Annotated in this window: 20 protein-coding genes, 1 tRNA gene and 2 pseudogenes; 21 read left to right on the forward strand and 2 right to left on the reverse strand. The window is 41.9% G+C overall.

All coding sequences use genetic code 11. The features are described from left to right. Positions 1 to 103: 103 nt before the first annotated feature. From AC04Q4_RS01165 to AC04Q4_RS01240, 16 genes and pseudogenes are all read left to right on the forward strand, one after another. Positions 104 to 1264, forward strand: a complete 1161-nt coding sequence (locus AC04Q4_RS01165; RefSeq protein ID WP_476388329.1) for a VapE domain-containing protein — start codon at positions 104 to 106, stop codon at positions 1262 to 1264. 26 nt (positions 1265 to 1290) lie between these two features. Further along, positions 1291 to 1479, forward strand: coding sequence for a hypothetical protein (locus AC04Q4_RS01170; RefSeq protein WP_476388330.1), 189 nt, complete (start codon positions 1291 to 1293; stop codon positions 1477 to 1479). Positions 1480 to 1756: 277 nt separating this feature from the next. Next, entirely contained in the window at positions 1757 to 2089 is a 333-nt protein-coding gene (locus AC04Q4_RS01175; protein WP_173738650.1) for a helix-turn-helix domain-containing protein, read from the forward strand. A gap of 164 nt (positions 2090 to 2253) precedes the next feature. Next, positions 2254 to 2544, forward strand: a pseudogene (locus AC04Q4_RS01180) (Fur family transcriptional regulator); the annotation flags it as partial. Between the two features lie 63 nt (positions 2545 to 2607). Next, positions 2608 to 3150: pseudogene (gene rbr, locus AC04Q4_RS01185) on the forward strand (rubrerythrin). A 36-nt stretch (positions 3151 to 3186) separates the two neighbouring features. After that, positions 3187 to 3900 carry a TraX family protein gene (locus tag AC04Q4_RS01190; protein ID WP_476388331.1) on the forward strand — a complete coding sequence of 238 codons (714 nt, stop codon included), beginning with the start codon at positions 3187 to 3189 and terminating at the stop codon, positions 3898 to 3900. 220 nt (positions 3901 to 4120) lie between these two features. Further along, positions 4121 to 4750: a recombinase family protein gene (locus AC04Q4_RS01195; RefSeq protein WP_243251265.1), complete on the forward strand. Its 630-nt coding sequence runs from the start codon at positions 4121 to 4123 to the stop codon at positions 4748 to 4750. A 24-nt stretch (positions 4751 to 4774) separates the two neighbouring features. Beyond that, positions 4775 to 5224, forward strand: coding sequence for a hypothetical protein (locus tag AC04Q4_RS01200; RefSeq protein WP_243097318.1), 450 nt, complete (start codon positions 4775 to 4777; stop codon positions 5222 to 5224). 126 nt (positions 5225 to 5350) lie between these two features. Next, on the forward strand, positions 5351 to 5518 hold the full coding sequence (locus AC04Q4_RS01205; protein WP_119240358.1) for a tyrosine-type recombinase/integrase: 168 nt from the start codon (positions 5351 to 5353) through the stop codon (positions 5516 to 5518). A gap of 291 nt (positions 5519 to 5809) precedes the next feature. Then, positions 5810 to 7075: an iron-containing alcohol dehydrogenase gene (locus tag AC04Q4_RS01210; RefSeq protein WP_476388332.1), complete on the forward strand. Its 1266-nt coding sequence runs from the start codon at positions 5810 to 5812 to the stop codon at positions 7073 to 7075. 56 nt (positions 7076 to 7131) lie between these two features. Next, positions 7132 to 7623, forward strand: coding sequence for a 2-C-methyl-D-erythritol 2,4-cyclodiphosphate synthase (ispF, locus tag AC04Q4_RS01215; protein WP_476389071.1), 492 nt, complete (start codon positions 7132 to 7134; stop codon positions 7621 to 7623). Position 7624: 1 nt separating this feature from the next. Then, complete coding sequence (gene cysS / locus AC04Q4_RS01220) at positions 7625 to 9034, forward strand: cysteine--tRNA ligase (protein ID WP_173738971.1); 1410 nt, start codon at positions 7625 to 7627, stop codon at positions 9032 to 9034. Then, on the forward strand, positions 9019 to 9453 hold the full coding sequence (locus AC04Q4_RS01225; protein ID WP_173738972.1) for a Mini-ribonuclease 3: 435 nt from the start codon (positions 9019 to 9021) through the stop codon (positions 9451 to 9453). The genes cysS and AC04Q4_RS01225 overlap by 16 nt, the downstream gene beginning before the upstream one ends. 1 nt (position 9454) lies before the next feature. Continuing rightward, positions 9455 to 10180, forward strand: a complete 726-nt coding sequence (gene rlmB, locus AC04Q4_RS01230; protein ID WP_476389072.1) for a 23S rRNA (guanosine(2251)-2'-O)-methyltransferase RlmB — start codon at positions 9455 to 9457, stop codon at positions 10178 to 10180. A gap of 32 nt (positions 10181 to 10212) precedes the next feature. Continuing rightward, complete coding sequence (gene sigH / locus AC04Q4_RS01235; RefSeq protein WP_173738973.1) at positions 10213 to 10797, forward strand: RNA polymerase sporulation sigma factor SigH; 585 nt, start codon at positions 10213 to 10215, stop codon at positions 10795 to 10797. 88 nt (positions 10798 to 10885) lie between these two features. Further along, complete coding sequence (locus tag AC04Q4_RS01240) at positions 10886 to 11251, forward strand: hypothetical protein (RefSeq protein WP_476388333.1); 366 nt, start codon at positions 10886 to 10888, stop codon at positions 11249 to 11251. Positions 11252 to 11334: 83 nt separating this feature from the next. Here the strand turns inward: AC04Q4_RS01240 and AC04Q4_RS01245 are convergent. Then, positions 11335 to 11407, reverse strand: a tRNA-Thr gene (locus tag AC04Q4_RS01245). Between the two features lie 195 nt (positions 11408 to 11602). Further along, complete coding sequence (locus AC04Q4_RS01250; RefSeq protein ID WP_476388334.1) at positions 11603 to 12316, reverse strand: hypothetical protein; 714 nt, start codon at positions 12314 to 12316, stop codon at positions 11603 to 11605. A 211-nt stretch (positions 12317 to 12527) separates the two neighbouring features. On the opposite strand from AC04Q4_RS01250, the gene AC04Q4_RS01255 reads away from it, so the two are divergent. From AC04Q4_RS01255 to AC04Q4_RS01275, 5 genes are all read left to right on the forward strand, one after another. After that, positions 12528 to 14195, forward strand: a complete 1668-nt coding sequence (locus tag AC04Q4_RS01255; RefSeq protein ID WP_173738976.1) for a glutamine--tRNA ligase/YqeY domain fusion protein — start codon at positions 12528 to 12530, stop codon at positions 14193 to 14195. A 121-nt stretch (positions 14196 to 14316) separates the two neighbouring features. Further along, positions 14317 to 14922: a Maf family protein gene (locus AC04Q4_RS01260; protein WP_173738977.1), complete on the forward strand. Its 606-nt coding sequence runs from the start codon at positions 14317 to 14319 to the stop codon at positions 14920 to 14922. A gap of 4 nt (positions 14923 to 14926) precedes the next feature. Beyond that, positions 14927 to 15592 (forward strand): HAD-IA family hydrolase, encoded by a 666-nt coding sequence (locus AC04Q4_RS01265; protein WP_476388335.1) that lies wholly within the window; start codon positions 14927 to 14929, stop codon positions 15590 to 15592. Then, complete coding sequence (locus tag AC04Q4_RS01270) at positions 15585 to 16388, forward strand: HAD family hydrolase (RefSeq protein ID WP_195454704.1); 804 nt, start codon at positions 15585 to 15587, stop codon at positions 16386 to 16388. Before AC04Q4_RS01265 ends, AC04Q4_RS01270 begins: the two co-directional genes overlap by 8 nt. 1 nt (position 16389) lies before the next feature. Then, positions 16390 to 16647 carry a glyoxalase gene (locus AC04Q4_RS01275; protein ID WP_173756738.1) on the forward strand — a complete coding sequence of 86 codons (258 nt, stop codon included), beginning with the start codon at positions 16390 to 16392 and terminating at the stop codon, positions 16645 to 16647. Positions 16648 to 16683: the final 36 nt, after the last annotated feature.

Consider the following 16683-nt stretch of genomic DNA (forward strand, 5'->3'; position numbering starts at 1 on the left):
AGCATGGAACAGTGGTGATAATTCAGCCCTGTTTTCGATGATCTAGTGCGATTATGGATTGAATAGTCGGCAAGATTTTTTCGATGCGATGAAGAATGTAGCTATGCGTCATAAATTTCATCCAATAAAAGATTTGCTTAATTCTTTTCAATGGGATGGAAGAGAGCATATAAGAAGCTTGCTGCCGGAATATCTTGGAGCAGAGGATTCTGATTATACATATCAGGTTATGCGCCTTTGGATGTTGGGTGCTGTTGCAAGAATCTTTCGGTCGGGATGCAAATTTGATTATTGTATGATTTTGCAGGGAGCACAGGGAGTAGGAAAGTCTACGTTGCCGAGGCTAATGACACTAGATGACAGCTGGTTTTCAGATAGTCTTGACAGCCTTGATACAGACCGAAGTGCACAATCATTAATAGGGGTTTGGATTTGTGAGTTGGCAGAATTAAAAAGCCTTGCAAGAACAACAGGCGGAATGGAATCCGTAAAGAAATTTTTGACGGCAACGCAAGACCGGTTTCGTCAACCATATGAGCGGCGAGCCGATACATATTTGAGATCATGCGTATTTATGGGGACAACAAACAAAAGTGACTTTTTGAGCGATCAGACGGGAAATCGCCGATTTTTGATTGTAAAAGTTGGAGAGCAAAAACCAGAGAAAAACTTGTTTGATGAATCTGCCATGGAAGATATACGCCAATCATGGGCGGAAGCTGTTTATATCTGGAAGAATGAAAAACCTACGCTTATACTTCCAGAATCGTTAAAACAAGAAGCAGAGCAGGATCAGAACGATAATATGGCTGATGATGGAAGCAGCGGAATTATAGAAGCATATCTTGAAGATCAGACAAAAGTTTGTGCTATTCAGGTATGGCAGGAAGCGTTAGGGCAATCAGGAACGCCACCCAAAGCCTGGTATGCTGATCGTGATCCCAACACCAACGAACCAAAAACGACAGTACAGATGTTTTTTACAGTATATTATGCTGAGAAGGGCGACAAGATGCTTCATCATTTTCAAGGTAAGATAGACATTGGTAGCGGAAATGGCGGCATCATCAGTCAATTAAAGATGCAGAATGAAATGAAGTTGACGGATGAAAGCTGGATCAGCTATCAGCAAGGAAAAGGCAATGAAGAATATCAGAAGTATATGGAAGATCTGACGGATATGCAGAATCATGTACTGCCGTATTTGCAGAGCTTTTGCAGTCTGGAAGAAAAAGGTGTGAAGGAGAAACAGAACAGCAGGTAGCAGAGAAAAATGAGAGCAGAGAAGCTGTGCCGAGAGCTGGTGTTGAAATAAATACAGCAGTTAAGGACGCAGGGAAAGCTGAAAGAAAGGCAATAACAGAGAAAAAGGCAATGCCAGGAAAAGAAAAGAAACCGTCAATCCATGAACGCTTGGAAATCAATAAGAGAATCATCCAGGAAAAGATAAGCTGGAGAGAGGAGCTGATTTGGGTGTAAGGACAGTGTAGTATAAGCACAATGAGTCGGAGGTCACGGATGATAACGTGGCTTCCGGCTTTTTTGTTTTGAATGATAGTGCTTCAAATTTTTATGTGACAAATGAAACAACCTATGATATTATAAAAACATATAAGCGAAAATAACTTTTGCGGAAACGAAAGTATCTTTATATTATTTATACGCATACTTCCTATTATGGGATTAAATGATTGCAAAGTTGAATACTAATATTTTTTCATTATTACAGGTACAATAAGAACATGTAATAGCGGAAATGAGGTATAGTTACTTGCAGATAGAGAAGTATATTGCGGATAAAATAACATCTTTGTGTGAAAAGCGTGATATCAGTAAATATAGATTATCGCAGCTGTCGGGAATTTCTCAGTCGTCACTGGGAAGAATCATGGCGCAGGAAAACCTGCCGTCGCTGATCACACTTGAAAAAATATGTACAGCATTAGGCGTGACATTATCACAGTTTTTTCAGGAAGGTAATTCAGAGAATCTGACAGAAAAACAGAAAGAAGTTCTAGGGATATGGAACGATCTGAGTACAAATGAGCAGGAAACAGTAATGTCAATGCTGCGTGGACTTCGGAAGTAGAAGAACAGTTCGAGTATATGTATCGGCTGTTCTTTTTTTATTTTTGAACTTTAAAACGGTAATGTTTTTCTTGTGTACAGTAGAGTGCTATATATAATAAAACCAGTTTTTTTGCATAAGTATTAAAGCTATAATATGGAAATCGGCAAACCAGATAATTCTGTCCTACAATCGGCAAAGGGACTGTATATAGAAATCTCGACATATTGGTAGAAGAAGGTAATTTAAGAAAAGTGGAAGTTCCGGATGGACCTAATCGGTTCGACCTTGCATTAAAGAACCATTACCATGTGAGGTGTGTAAACTGCGGTGAGATTTCAGATGTGGATATGGATGAAATATTGGGCTTGCTAGAAAAAATTCATGATACACATGGAACGGACTTTTTAGGATATGACATATTATTTAAAGGTATTTGTCCGAAATGCCAGATAAAGGATGGGCAAATCTATTAAGCATTTATGCAAATGATGGCATGAGATTTTGAAATAGTAGTAAAGAAAACGGAGGTAAAAGAGATGGCTGCTAACAAGTACACAGGAACACAGACAGAAAAAAATTTACAGGAGGCATTTACAGGAGAATCACAGGCAAGAAATAAGTATACTTATTTTGCATCCGTAGCGAAAAAGGAAGGCTACGAGTAGATGTCAGCATTATTTTTAAAAACAGCAGACAATGAGAAAGAGCATGCTAAGATGTGGTTCAAGGAATTAGCAGGAATTGGTGATACAAAAGAAAACTTAGCTGCTGCTGTAGAAGGAGAGAACTACGAGTGGACAGATATGTATGATGGCTTTGCTAAAACAGCAGAGGAAGAAGGTTTCCCTGAGCTTGCAGCAAAATTTAGAGCAGTAGGAGAAATTGAAAAGCACCATGAGGAGAGATATCGTGCACTTCTTAAGAACATTGAAACTGCGCAGGTGTTTGAGAAGAGCGAAGTGAAGGTATGGGAATGCCGCAACTGTGGACATATTGTAGTTGGAACGAAAGCCCCTGAAGTCTGTCCGGTATGCGCGCATCCACAGAGCTACTTTGAGCTTCACGCAGAAAATTACTAGAATAGAATTAAGAAAGGTGTCTGAAAAGAAAAACTTATGAACAATATAAAAGAACGAATCAAGATATTCTCAGGAGCGCAATTGAAATATATCGCTTTTTTATCGATGTTCATTGACCATACGAATAAGGCATTGATCTATCCAAATCTGGATGGAGGAGCATTGAATCGATTGAGTGATTTTTTTGATATTTTAGGAAGAATCGCTTTCCCGATATTTATCTTCCTTCTTGTGGAAGGATATTTCCACACAAGCACTAAATGGAGATATTTAGTTACACTTCTTGTATTTGGAGTGATATCAGAGGTTCCGTTTGATATGTGCACATCGGCTAGATTTGTTGAAATCAACTGGAACAATATTATGTTTACACTGGCACTTGTGCTTGCTATGATCTGGGTGATCGATGTACTGAAAGAAAAGATGGCGTCACTACCGAAGGCTTTGTGGTATTTCGTATCATTTCTCATTGTAGCGGTGTTGTGCATTGTAGCAATGAATGCAAGTCTGGACTACGAACATCATGCGGTACTGATCGGTTATTTCTGTTATATTTTTCATGAGAGATGGGCACTTGGAATTCCGTTTTGTTACATCTCTATGTTTAAAGAGCCGTGGGCTCTGCTTGGATTTGGACTGACACTTACTTACAATGGAGAGCGTGGAAAACAGAATAAGTTAGTAAATTATCTTTTCTATCCGGTGCATTTGCTGATTTTAGGAATCATAAGAATATATCTTGGAATTTAAAAAGAGGGCGTAAATGTGAATGCATTTACGCCCTTTCGCTTCTATATTTGAGGAAGCCTTTAGTATATTTTCATTTCTTCATACAGATTCGATTTATTTCGATTAATGACAGCTATGACAGTGCATCAAGCAGCGGAATGACTGGTGGAATGAATGTAGCATTGCAGAATCTGGTATACAATATGTATAGCCTGGATTGTCCAAGAAAATTTCATCAGCAATGCAGACAAGAACAAAAAATGGCACACGCCTTCCGGTAAATGCCAGATATGGCTATAAAAAAGGAAAAGATGGAAGGCTGGAAGTTGATCCGGAAGCCGCAAAAGTCGTGAAAATGATTTTTCGGATGGCAGCGGAGGGAACAAGTTTTGCAGATATTACAAGGGAATTGAACAGACAGGCGATTGCCACTTGTGATGAGCAGAAATTATCAAGAGGGGATCAGGTGCAGTTCCAGAGGTTTGACACGATCAAAAAGAAACACTGGAGTGCTACGACAGTAGCGGCAATTGTCCGGGATGAGATTTATATTGGAACCAGAATCTGGGGCAAAACACGTTGCAGTATGCATACTGGCCATAAAGCAGTTCTGAATGATGAAACAGAATGGGTTCGCCTGGAAAATCACCATACGGCAATTATAGACAGGCAATTGTTTGAAAAAGCAAATGAAATGCATCCGAAAAAGAAGAGAAGTGTTGCGAAATCACGCACCAATTTTACTCTGGAAAGACGTAAAAAACAGCCGGCATTGCTGCTATGTGCCAACTGTGGGCATTCTTTACTAAAAGAAACAGAGCATCTGCTGAAATGCTCAGATGCCCGAACCAATGGAGATCCTGTGTGCTGAAGTCTGGTGATTCGTAGAGAACCGATGGAGGAGAATATCCTTGGGCTTGTCCATCAGTATGCAGCGTCAATGTTGGAAAAAGAAAAGAAAGTATCTTCCAAAAGGCAATGTGAATACAAAGAGATCAATACTACAGAATTGCAAAAACAGAGCCGACAGTTGACCTCGGAAAAGATGAAACTCTATGATGATTACAAAGATGGTCGTATAGATCGTGATTTGTATAAGCAGAGAGCTGAAAAGATAAGTGTACAGCTGGAGAAAATCAAACGAAAAATAGAAGATGCGGAGAATAGCAAAAAGCTTCTTGAACAAAATGAACTTTCTGATAAAATAAAACTAAAAGATTTCTTGGGAATTCAGAAGTTCGATACAGAGAAGCTGCGTGAGATTATCAAGGTGATCCGTGTTCATAGTCAGGATGAAATTGAAATCGAATGGAATTTTGACGATATTTTTTCAGAACAGAGATAACTTGAGCAGGACAAAAATAACTTATCAGAAGATAATAAAGGTGCTGGGACTACCTGATGGAAGCGTCAGATAGTCTTCGGCAGAAAAAAATAAATTTTTTTTGTCCTATACTTGACACATCCACATATGCTGAGACATACGTTTTGCACCAGATGTGCAGAAGCTGGTCTAGATATCAAAGTTTTACAAATGATCATGGGACATAGTGACATAAGCATTACAATGAACATATACAATCATGTAGATGCTGCAAGAGTACAGAATGAAATGAAAAAGCTTGAAAATGTAATGTAATAATCAGAGCCATTCCCTTTATTGGGCGTGGCTTTTTATTATGACAATTTTTGTGACAAATTTTGTGACAAACAAAAGAAAATAGACGCAACCAGACGAAACATTGTTTGGCGTAGAAACACCGGAAATCCTTGAAAATAAAGGATTTTTGCTATATGATGAAACAAGTTGAACTCTATCATTGCGTAATAAATAAAAATCCTGTATAATACCAAACTGTAATATTGTATCATTCAGCGGAAAATAAAATACGCTGTGAATTATCAAGATAAGTCAGGAGGATATAAATACATGCGAGTCGATGCGGACGATTTTGCCCGACCTTGCAGCTGCGGGAGGGAGCACCACATAGACGTTAAGGAAATCATTATTGAATCGGGAGCTATCGGGAAACTGGAAGAAGAGATGTCAGACGGAAATCTGAGAGAATATATTTCCCCGCTTCTGATCTGTGACACCAGCAGTTACAAAGTAACAGAAGAACTGATGGAAGATATCTACGACCGGTGTCAGGTACTGATCCTGGATGCCGAAGATCTTGAAGCAGATGAGAGAGCTGTGGAGATCGTGGAAAATTATATGGAAGAGGATATTGATCTTGTACTTGCGGTAGGTGCAGGTACTATTCATGACCTCAGCAGATTTGTTGCCCATCAGTACCGGATTCCTTTCGTTTCTGTGCCCACCGCAGCCAGTTCAGACGGATTTACTTCTACAGTGGCAGATATGACGTGGAATGGCGTGAAGAAAGCAGTGACAGCTGAGGCACCTCTTTATGTTTTTGCAGATACGGATATTTTTGCGAAAGCACCGAAGAGACTTACAGCAGCAGGTGTGTCGGACATTTTGGGTAAATATATTGCCCTGGCTGACTGGAAGATATCCAGTCTCCTTACCGATGAATACTACTGTGCAGAAGTGGTAAATCTGGAAACAAGAGCACTGCGGATGGTGAAGGATAACCTGAAGGAGATTGCAGCAGGAGAGGAAGATGCCTGTGAGAAGCTGATGTATGCACTGGTACTTTCAGGGCTTGCCATGCAGATGACCGGGAATTCCAGACCAGCATCAGGAGCAGAGCATCATCTTGTTCATCTTTGGGATATGGAAGTTCTTAACGGACATCTGGATGCACTTCATGGGGAAAAAGTTTCAGCAGGAACCATGGTTGCCCTTATTGAATATAAGAAGATTGCAGATGCTATCCGCAGAAAAACCTGTAAAGTGCATACTCACATAGAGGAAGACCGGGAATTTCTGCAGAGCACATTCGGGAAAAAAGGTGTTCTCAATGCTATCGAGAAGGAGAATGCACCGGAACTTCTGGATGCGATCAGCACAAGACAGCTCAGTGATGCACTGCCGGAGATCATGCAGATCATTGATGCGCTGCCAGCTGTGACAGATATGCAGGAAATGATGAGCAAGGCCGGGTGCGTAAGCAGAGTCCGTGATATCGGATTGCCGGGAGAAGCGGTTTCCGACAGTCTCCGACTTGCACCGTATACAAGAAGAAGGATGAGCCTTCTGAGACTCCGTAAATTATTGATATATTAAGTACAGATAAAAGACTTCAAAATTTTTTTGCAGGAAAGGCAGGGATGAACGGTTTGATGAGAGTAGGAATGGGATATGATGTACATAAGCTGACAGAAGACAGAGATCTGATTCTTGGCGGAGTGAACATTCCCTGGGAAAAAGGTCTTCTGGGACATTCTGATGCAGATGTACTGATACATGCCATTATGGATGCGCTTCTGGGAGCAGCAGCTCTAGGCGATATCGGAAAACATTTTCCGGACACAGATCCGGCATACAAAGGAATTTCCAGTGTGAAGCTCCTGGTGCATGTGGCAGGACTTTTGAAAGAGAATGGTTATGCAGTAGGAAACATCGATGCAACCATCATTGCCCAGAAGCCGAAGATGGCACCGCATATTCCAAAGATGAGAGAGAACATTGCACAGGCACTTGGAATTGAGATATCACAGCTGAATATCAAGGCAACCACAGAAGAGGGCCTTGGTTTTACAGGACAGGGAGAGGGAATCTCCTCTCAGGCAATCTGCTCCCTGTATAGAATCGGGAAATTGGAGGAAGAGTAACATGAAGATTTTTAACACACTGACAAGGAGAAAAGAGGAATTCGTACCTCTGGAAGAGGGCAAGGTAAAGATGTATGTCTGCGGACCTACTGTATATAATCTGATCCATATCGGAAATGCCCGCCCTATGATCATTTTTGATACGGCACGAAGATATATGGAATATAAAGGATACGAAGTAAACTATGTATCCAACTTCACGGACGTAGATGACAAGATCATCAAGAAAGCCATTGAGGAAGGAGTTTCCGCAGAGGAGGTCTCCACACGCTATATTAAAGAGTGCAAGAAAGATATGGCAGACATGAATGTTAAACCGGCTACAACAGCGCCGCAGGCTACGCAGGAGATCCAGGGAATGATCGACATGATCCAGACTCTCATTGATAAAGGCTACGCTTATCCGGCAGCAGATGGAACTGTATACTTCCGCGTAAAGAAATTTAAGGAATACGGTAAACTCTCTCACAAGAACCTGGATGATCTTCAGTCAGGATTCCGTTCCCTGAAAGTATCCGGCGAAGATCAGAAAGAAGATCCGCTTGATTTCGTACTCTGGAAACCGAAGAAAGAGGGCGAGCCTTCCTGGCCGTCACCATGGTGTGACGGCCGTCCTGGCTGGCATATTGAGTGTTCCGTTATGTCCAAGAAATATCTTGGCGAGGAGATCGATATCCATGCAGGTGGAGAGGATCTGATTTTTCCGCATCATGAGAATGAGATCGCACAGAGTGAGTGCTGCAATGGCAAAATTTTTGCAAGATACTGGATGCACAACGGTTTCCTGAACATCGATAACCGCAAGATGTCCAAATCTCTTGGAAACTTCCGTACAGTCCGCCAGATTGGTGAGCAGTATGATCTTCAGGTGCTTCGTTTCTTTATGCTGAATGCACATTACAGAAGCCCATTAAACTTCAGTGCAGATCTGATGGAAGCTGCAAAGAACTCTCTGGAGCGTATCCTGGAGGCAGCAGGCAAACTTAAGGACCGTAAAGACAATGCAGCCAAAGAGAGCATTACAGAAGAAGAGCTTGAACTTCTCAAAGAAGCAGAAGGCTTTGTTACCAAGTTTGAAGATGCCATGGATGATGATTTTAACACAGCAGATGCCCTGGCTGCAATCTTCGAGCTTGTCAAATTCGCAAATACAAATGTAGATGAGAACAGTTCCAAAGAGTTTGCAGGCGGTCTTTATGAGGAGCTTTTCAAGCTCAGTGATGTACTTGGTCTGAAGATTGAGAAGAAAGAGGAAATCCTTGACAAAGAGATCGAAGATCTGATTCAGGAGCGTCAGGCTGCAAGAAAAGCAAAAGACTTCAAGAGAGCAGATGAGATCCGTGATGAGCTTCTCAAGAAAGGTATCATTCTTAAAGATACAAGAGAAGGTGTGAAATGGCAGAGAGCTTAAATCGTCTTAAAGAGCTGTTTGCTCTTAAAGATACAGATCTTCGGACTTATTCACCGCTGACGCTGGCTTATATCGGGGATGGTGTTTACGAGCTTGTGATCCGGACAATCCTTGTAAAAAAAGCAAACTGTCCGGTAAATCGACTTCATAAAAAAGCCAGCAGCCTTGTAAAAGCGTCTGCTCAGTCTGGAATGATGGAAGCGATTGAGCCGCTTCTGACAGATGAGGAAAAAAATGTTTACCGCAGGGGAAGAAATGCTCATTCTGCTACTATGGCGAAACATGCTACTATGGCAGATTACAGACGTGCCACAGGTTTTGAGGCACTGATGGGATATCTGTATCTGAAAGAGGATTTTTCAAGGATACTGGAACTGGTCCGCGCAGGACTTGAGAAGGAGGAGTTTAAAGTTGACTGAGATGATAGAAGGAAGAAATGCGGTTCTTGAGGCATTTCGTTCCGGTAAATGTGTAGATAAACTTTTTATACTGGATGGATGCCAGGATGGTCCGGTGCGTACTATCGCAAGAGAGGCCAGAAAGCATGATACGATTGTGAAATTTGTTCCAAAGGAACGTCTGGATTCCATGAGTGAGACTGGTGCACATCAGGGAGTGATCGCTCAGGTAGCAGCTTATGATTATTCCACAGTAGAGGATATCTTGAAGAAAGCAGAAGATAAGGGAGAGGCTCCTTTTATCATTCTTCTTGATAATATCGAAGATCCTCATAATCTTGGAGCTATCATCAGAACTGCCAATCTTGCAGGAGCTCATGGCGTGATCATCCCGAAACACAGAGCTGTAGGTCTGACAGCTACAGTAGCGAAGACTTCTGCAGGTGCATTGAATTATACACCGGTAGCCAAAGTAGCCAATCTTGGACAGACCATTGATGAGCTGAAGGAAAAAGGCATCTGGTTCGTTTGTGCAGATATGGATGGTGAAGTGATGTACAGACAGAATCTGACAGGTCCGATCGGTATTGTGATCGGAAACGAAGGAAACGGCGTCAGCCGTCTTGTGAAAGAAAAATGTGACTTTACAACTGCGATCCCGATGAATGGAGATATCGATTCCCTGAACGCTTCCGTAGCTGCAGGAGTCCTTGCTTTTGAGATCGTAAGACAGAGAATGTCAAAATAAGCATATAACAGCAGAAGCTGTGCGGAGAAAAAATGTGCCGATATAATGAAACAGCGGATGAAACACTGATCAGAAGGCTTCGGGCCGGGGAATCCGCTATTGCAGATTATCTTATGGAAAAGTACAAAGGACTGGTCAAAAAAAAGGCCCGTGCCATGTTCCTCATAGGAGGAGATACCGATGATCTGATCCAGGAAGGTATGATCGGACTGTTTAAGGCAGTGCGTGATTACCAGCCGGACAGGGAGGCTTCTTTTCAGTCCTTTGCTAATTTGTGCATTGACAGGCAGATTTACAGTGCAATCAAAAGTTCCAACCGCCAGAAGCATCAGCCGTTGAACACATATGTATCATTGAGCAGCAGTGAAACAGAAGAAGATCTCAGAGATACTTATGCAGAGCATGATAATCCGGAGTCGATCCTTATTGACAGAGAGAATGTAAGTGCTTTGGAGAATGAGATGGAAAAGAGTTTAAGCTCTCTAGAAAACCGGGTGCTGCATCTGTATCTGGAAGGAAATAGCTACATTGAAATCGCAGAGATCCTGGGGAAAACACCTAAATCTATTGACAATGCACTGCGCAGAATCCGTAAAAAAATAAAAAAATATTTCTGAATAATTCTTCTTGATTCTCTTTCATTTTGAGAATAAAAGTATTACAATAAAGGGTAAAAGAAGCGGAAAAAGAAAGGAGACCAAGACCATGGCAAAGATCAATAAATATTGGGGACTGGTTGCTGTAGGCGCACTGACAGCTGCGGCAGCAGGTGCAGTTGCAGCACTTGTGACAAGAAAGAAAGCGTATGAAGAAGATTTCGAAGATGATTTCGATGATCTTGACGATTTTGAAGAAGACGACAAGAAAGAAGAAAAAGAAGAGAAAGAAGTTTTCCAGGACTGGGATAAGACAACATCTGAGACTGTAGATGCAGCGAAAGAAGAAACATCGGTTGAGGATAAAGCTGAGGAGGATTCCGAGGAAGGATCTGAGACAGAGGAATCTTTAGAAGAAGCAGCAGAGACGGAAACTGCTGAGAACGGAGACGAGACAGACAGCACAGAGGAATAAAAAAAGAAATCCCACAGAAATTACCGATAAAAGCGGATTGATTCTGTGGGATGTTTTTTTAGAGCATTTAACCAAAAAAATAAAGCTGCTGACGGGAATCGAACCCGTGACCTCCGCCTTACCAAGGCGACGCTCTACCGACTGAGCCACAGCAGCTTGTTTTGCGATGTTTGCACCGCTCACAGTTGTTTATATTATCAGATGAAAGGCATATTGTCAACAGTTTATTTTGAAAAAAATTCATCAGGTATTAGGCTGCTAAGTATTATGTGAAATATAGGATAATTAAAAAGATACCGCAAGAGCATCTGTAATGATGTTTTGCGGTATCTTTTGAGAAATAAACAGTTGTTATTTGAAAACAATCTGGGTTTCAACGCAAGCGTTTGTTTTCTGATTGCGTGTATAAATGGATAAAATATAATTTCCCTTTCCACCTGTTGCACGTACTTTAGCAGAAGTAAATTTGCCGGCATGCTTGTAATCACCGTAAGCGGCATAAAAAGATTTAGTAACAAATCCTTTTTTATCTTTTATCTGGACACGATCAACAATCCAACCTTTTTTAGGAGTTAATTTGAAGGTCTGGGTTTTTTTGGAGTAGGCATTATAACTCATATAAATTTTATCAGTTTTATTAAATCTGCTTCCGGAAATACGGGTATTTCCAAGTTTTGAAGAAGAAACCGGGTTCTGATAATTTAAAATAATAAATGGATATTTATCAGTTTCCTTAAATGTTGTTTTGTAGGAATCATAGCTGTTCAGGTATGTGGTGGTAACTGTTGTTTTTCCGGCTTTTGTTGGATAGAAAGAATACCAGTAGTAACCATAAAGATCTTTTCGGGTAGTTTTTACTTTTCCGATTTTTTTGTTATAGGCGAATTTGACTTTCTGTTTCGGGTGAAAAGAGCCGACCATTTTGCTGCAGCCAATACGAGGCTGAAGATAGACATATTCTTTTGCCATTGTTTCAGTGACAGTCTTCGCAGACACCGGAACAGCAGATAAAACTACTACCAGAGCTACAATAAGTGTCAGAAATTTTTTGAAGTGCTTTTTCATAACTTTTTCCTCCTTAGAATGTATGAAATTTAATACATATTTATTATATTCCTGCGATATAGTAGTGTCAATAATGTACGATCATGACAAAACACGAGTAAAAATGTAAAAACATAAGAAAACTTTTAATTAAATACAGTTTTTGTGGGTTTCAAAAACTCAAAATTTATGATAAGATAAAACATCAGGATGATATTTAGGAGGGAGATCAATGGACAACGAGACAGTTTCCAAGAATTTTATTGAGAATATTATAGACAAAGATCTTGCAGAAGGTGTGTACGACACTGTGCATACACGTTTTCCGCCGGAGCCGAACGGCTATCTTCATATCGGACATGCGAAATCCATACTTTTAAACTATGGACTGGCTCAGAAATACAACGGAAAATTCAATCTTCGTTTTGATGATACCAATCCTACAAAAGAGAAATCAGAATTTGTAGAATCCATCAAGGCTGATGTGAAATGGCTCGGAGCAGACTGGGAAGACAGACTTTTCTTTGCATCTGACTATTTTGACCAGATGTATGAAGCGGCTGTGAAGCTTATTAAGAAGGGTAAGGCTTTTGTATGTGACCTGACAGCAGATCAGATCCGTGAATACAGAGGAACCCTTACAGAACCAGGTAAAGAGAGCCCGTACAGAAACCGTACAGTAGAGGAGAACCTCCAGCTCTTTGAAGAGATGCGCGAAGGTAAATACGGCGATGGAGAGAAAGTTCTCCGTGCGAAGATTGATATGGCGTCACCGAATATGAATATGCGTGATCCGGTTATCTATCGTGTGGCACGTATGACACACCATAATACAGGTGATAAATGGTGTATCTACCCGATGTACGATTTTGCTCATCCGATCGAGGATGCTATTGAAGGCGTAACACATTCTATCTGTACACTGGAGTTTGAGGATCACAGACCGCTTTATGACTGGGTTGTAAAAGAACTGGAGTATCCGCATCCACCGAAACAGATTGAGTTTGCGAAGCTTTATCTGACCAATGTTGTTACCGGTAAACGCTATATCAAAAAACTTGTGGAGGACGGCATCGTAGATGGCTGGGATGACCCGAGACTGGTTTCCATCGCTGCACTTCGTCGACGTGGATTTACACCGGAATCCATCCGTAAATTCGTAGAACTCTGCGGTGTTTCCAAGGCTAACAGCTCTGTTGATTATGCAATGCTTGAGTACTGCATCCGTGAGGATCTGAAGCTGAAACGTCCGCGTATGATGGCAATTCTTGATCCGATCAAGCTTGTGATCGATAACTATCCGGAAGGACAGGTAGAGTATCTGGAAGCCCCGAACAACATGGAGAATGAAGAACTGGGTACCAGAAAGATTCCTTTCAGCGGAGAGCTTTATATCGAGCGTGATGATTTCATGGCTGAGCCGCCTAAGAAATATAAACGTCTTTACATTGGAAATGAAGTGCGTCTGATGAATGCATATTTCGTGACCTGTACAGGATATGAGGCAGACGATGACGGAACGATCCGTGTGGTACACTGCACATATGATCCTGAAACCAAGGGTGGAAATGCTCAGGATGGCCGTAAGGTAAAAGGAACCATTCACTGGGTAGAAGCATCCAATGCAGGTAAAGTTGAGGTGAGACTTTACGAGAACATCGTAGATGAGGAAAAAGGTGTTTACAATAAGGAAGACGGATCTCTCAATGTAAATCCGAATTCCCTCATTGTAACAAGTGCTTACGTAGAGCCGGAACTTCTCAAAGCAAAAGGCTATGACAGCTATCAATTCGTCCGCAACGGATTCTTCTGTGCAGACATTCACGATTCCCGGGAAGGTGCACCGGTATTTAACCGTATCGTTTCCCTGAAGAGTTCTTTCAAACTGCCGAAAGCCTGAGAAAACAAATAAAGATTAACAGATACGCCGGGATGTATATTTCCCGGTGTATTTTTTTGCCGGTTGCACCTCTCCCGGAAAAAGGTTATACTGGTAACACAGGAAAGAGAGGAACACATAGATGAAAAAAATCGTACTTGCTTCCGCATCTCCGCGGAGACGGGAACTTTTAAGCCAGGTCGGCGTAACATTTGAAGTGATGCCAGCTGATGGCGAAGAACGAATCACCAGCACAGAACCTTCAAAAGTCGTGGAGGAGCTTTCCTATCAGAAAGCTATGTTCACAGCCAAAGCTCTGGAAAAGCAGAATGGTCATGTGCCGGAGGGTTTTGCAGTGATCGGTGCCGATACCATTGTATCCTATGAAGGCAGAATTTTAGGAAAGCCTTCCGGCAAAGAAGATGCAGTCCAGATGCTCCGTATGCTTCAGGGAAATACACATCAGGTTTATACAGGCGTTACGATACTGGCAGAAGAAAACGGCAGCTGGAAGTCCCTTACATTTTTTGAATGTACAGATGTGATTTTTTACCCGGCAACAGATGAGGAGATCACAGCATACGTAGAAAGCGGAGATCCTATGGATAAAGCAGGAAGCTACGGTATTCAAGGGGCCTGGGGAGCCTATGTGAAAGGAATCCGGGGAGACTACAACAATGTGGTAGGCCTGCCTGTGGCAAGACTGATCTACGAGACGAAAAAAAACGGAATAAACCTGAAAGGATGAAAAAATGATAAAAGCGTGTATATTTGACCTGGACGGAACACTTGCAGATACACTGGAATCCATGGCTTATGTAGCTAATGAGATCATGGAAAAATTCTCACTGAAACCTCAGCCGACAGATAATTTCCGGTATTATAGCGGCGAAGGTGCAGACATGCTGATCAAAAGATGTCTTATTGATGCTGGTGATCCGGAGCTCATTCATTATGAAGAAGTAAGAGAGCTCTATCGAAAAAAATTCGACGAGGATCCTTTATATAAGGTGGTTCCATACAAGGATATGCCTGAGACAGTTGAGGAACTGAAGGCAAAGGGAATGAAGCTGGCAGTCTGCTCCAACAAGCCGCATATCGCCGCACGGAAAGTAGTGAAGGCTATGTATGGGGACATTTTTGACGAAGTTATGGGACAGCAGGAAGGAATCCGCAGAAAACCGGCACCGGACGGCCCTTTAAAGATTGCGGAAAATTTCGGGGTAAAACCAGAAGAATGTATGTACATCGGGGACACCAAGACAGATATGAAGACAGGTAAGGCGGCGGGCATGTATACAGTTGGCGCACTCTGGGGATTTCGTGACAGAGTGGAACTGGAAGGAAACGGCGCAGATGTAGTTGCCGGTGGCCCGAAGGATCTGCTTTCTGTATATAAGGAGAAGAATCATGATTAAGATGGTGTCCAGTGATCTGGACGGAACCCTTCTTACAGGTGGCAGCCAGACGATTCCGGAGGAGATTTTTTCCCTGATAAAAGAACTGAAAGATATGGGGATTCTTTTTGTGGCAGCCAGCGGAAGACAGTATGCCAATATGCGGAATCTTTTTTTACCGGTAAGGGATGATATGGCATTTATCAGTGAAAACGGCGGTCTTGCAATTCAAAATGAGAAGCTTCTTTATTGCGACAGCTTTGATAAAGATCTTGTAATGGAGATCATTGAGGCAATCCATGAGAAAAAAGACGCTGAGTTTTCCTGCTCTACAAAAGATTTTTATTATATCATGCCAAAAACAGAGCATTACCGTCATCTGATGGTGGAAGAAGTAAAAAATCAGTGCAGAATCATAGAAAGCCTGGATGAGATCACAGACCCCTGTATGAAGGTGGCAGTTTATGAACGCAATGGAATGACAGAAGAGTCTATCCGTTACTGGAGAGAACGGTTCGGGGATCGCTGTACAGTTGTTACATCGGGATTTGCGTGGGTGGATTTTATCCCGTTTACTACCAACAAGGCTAAGGGAATCCGGAAATACCAGGAAATTCTTGGAATCGGACCGGAGGAATGTGTGGCCTTTGGTGACGAATACAATGATATTGAAATGATGAAATCTGTGAAATACAGCTTTGCCATGAAGCATGCGAAACAGGGTGTACGTGAGGCGGCAGCCTACGAGACAGAAGAAGTTGCGCCGGTGCTTCGAAAACTGATACAGGCAGGCGGAAATATAAAGGAGATATTTTGATATGTACAAGAAAGAATATGTTGAGACATTTCTGAAAAACCAAGGCCGGCTTTTTGATGAGCCGGTAGCAGATGATTTTGAGGAGGCAGAGGCATTCCTGGAGGACTGTATGGCTGTTGTTCTGGATTCCCTTAAAGATGTAAAAAAATACTTGGACGGAATGGGAGCTGACGTGGAGGGGCTTTCCTTTAAAGAGCTTGAGGAAGAGAGCGAAGTATTCAAACTTCCGGATGGTAAATATCTTATTGTGGAAGGCTGACTAATCCTTCGTAAAGCGTGAATTACATTGCAGAAA

This window comes from Blautia sp. HA8986 (assembly GCF_056504635.1).

Excerpts from the sequence above, each read along its gene's own strand:
- AC04Q4_RS01165 (WP_476388329.1), top strand. The coding sequence starts at position 104 with ATGCGTCATAAATTTCATCCAATAAAAGATTTGCTTAATTCTTTTCAA.
- AC04Q4_RS01175 (WP_173738650.1), top strand. The coding sequence starts at position 1,757 with ATGAGGTATAGTTACTTGCAGATAGAGAAGTATATTGCGGATAAAATA.
- AC04Q4_RS01190 (WP_476388331.1), top strand. The coding sequence starts at position 3,187 with ATGAACAATATAAAAGAACGAATCAAGATATTCTCAGGAGCGCAATTG.
- AC04Q4_RS01195 (WP_243251265.1), top strand. The coding sequence starts at position 4,121 with ATGCAGACAAGAACAAAAAATGGCACACGCCTTCCGGTAAATGCCAGA.
- AC04Q4_RS01200 (WP_243097318.1), top strand. The coding sequence starts at position 4,775 with ATGGAGGAGAATATCCTTGGGCTTGTCCATCAGTATGCAGCGTCAATG.
- AC04Q4_RS01205 (WP_119240358.1), top strand. The coding sequence starts at position 5,351 with ATGCTGAGACATACGTTTTGCACCAGATGTGCAGAAGCTGGTCTAGAT.
- AC04Q4_RS01210 (WP_476388332.1), top strand. The coding sequence starts at position 5,810 with ATGCGAGTCGATGCGGACGATTTTGCCCGACCTTGCAGCTGCGGGAGG.
- ispF (WP_476389071.1), top strand. The coding sequence starts at position 7,132 with ATGAGAGTAGGAATGGGATATGATGTACATAAGCTGACAGAAGACAGA.
- cysS (WP_173738971.1), top strand. The coding sequence starts at position 7,625 with ATGAAGATTTTTAACACACTGACAAGGAGAAAAGAGGAATTCGTACCT.
- AC04Q4_RS01225 (WP_173738972.1), top strand. The coding sequence starts at position 9,019 with ATGGCAGAGAGCTTAAATCGTCTTAAAGAGCTGTTTGCTCTTAAAGAT.
- rlmB (WP_476389072.1), top strand. The coding sequence starts at position 9,455 with ATGATAGAAGGAAGAAATGCGGTTCTTGAGGCATTTCGTTCCGGTAAA.
- sigH (WP_173738973.1), top strand. The coding sequence starts at position 10,213 with ATGTGCCGATATAATGAAACAGCGGATGAAACACTGATCAGAAGGCTT.
- AC04Q4_RS01240 (WP_476388333.1), top strand. The coding sequence starts at position 10,886 with ATGGCAAAGATCAATAAATATTGGGGACTGGTTGCTGTAGGCGCACTG.
- AC04Q4_RS01250 (WP_476388334.1), bottom strand. The coding sequence starts at position 12,316 with ATGAAAAAGCACTTCAAAAAATTTCTGACACTTATTGTAGCTCTGGTA.
- AC04Q4_RS01255 (WP_173738976.1), top strand. The coding sequence starts at position 12,528 with ATGGACAACGAGACAGTTTCCAAGAATTTTATTGAGAATATTATAGAC.
- AC04Q4_RS01260 (WP_173738977.1), top strand. The coding sequence starts at position 14,317 with ATGAAAAAAATCGTACTTGCTTCCGCATCTCCGCGGAGACGGGAACTT.
- AC04Q4_RS01265 (WP_476388335.1), top strand. The coding sequence starts at position 14,927 with ATGATAAAAGCGTGTATATTTGACCTGGACGGAACACTTGCAGATACA.
- AC04Q4_RS01270 (WP_195454704.1), top strand. The coding sequence starts at position 15,585 with ATGATTAAGATGGTGTCCAGTGATCTGGACGGAACCCTTCTTACAGGT.
- AC04Q4_RS01275 (WP_173756738.1), top strand. The coding sequence starts at position 16,390 with ATGTACAAGAAAGAATATGTTGAGACATTTCTGAAAAACCAAGGCCGG.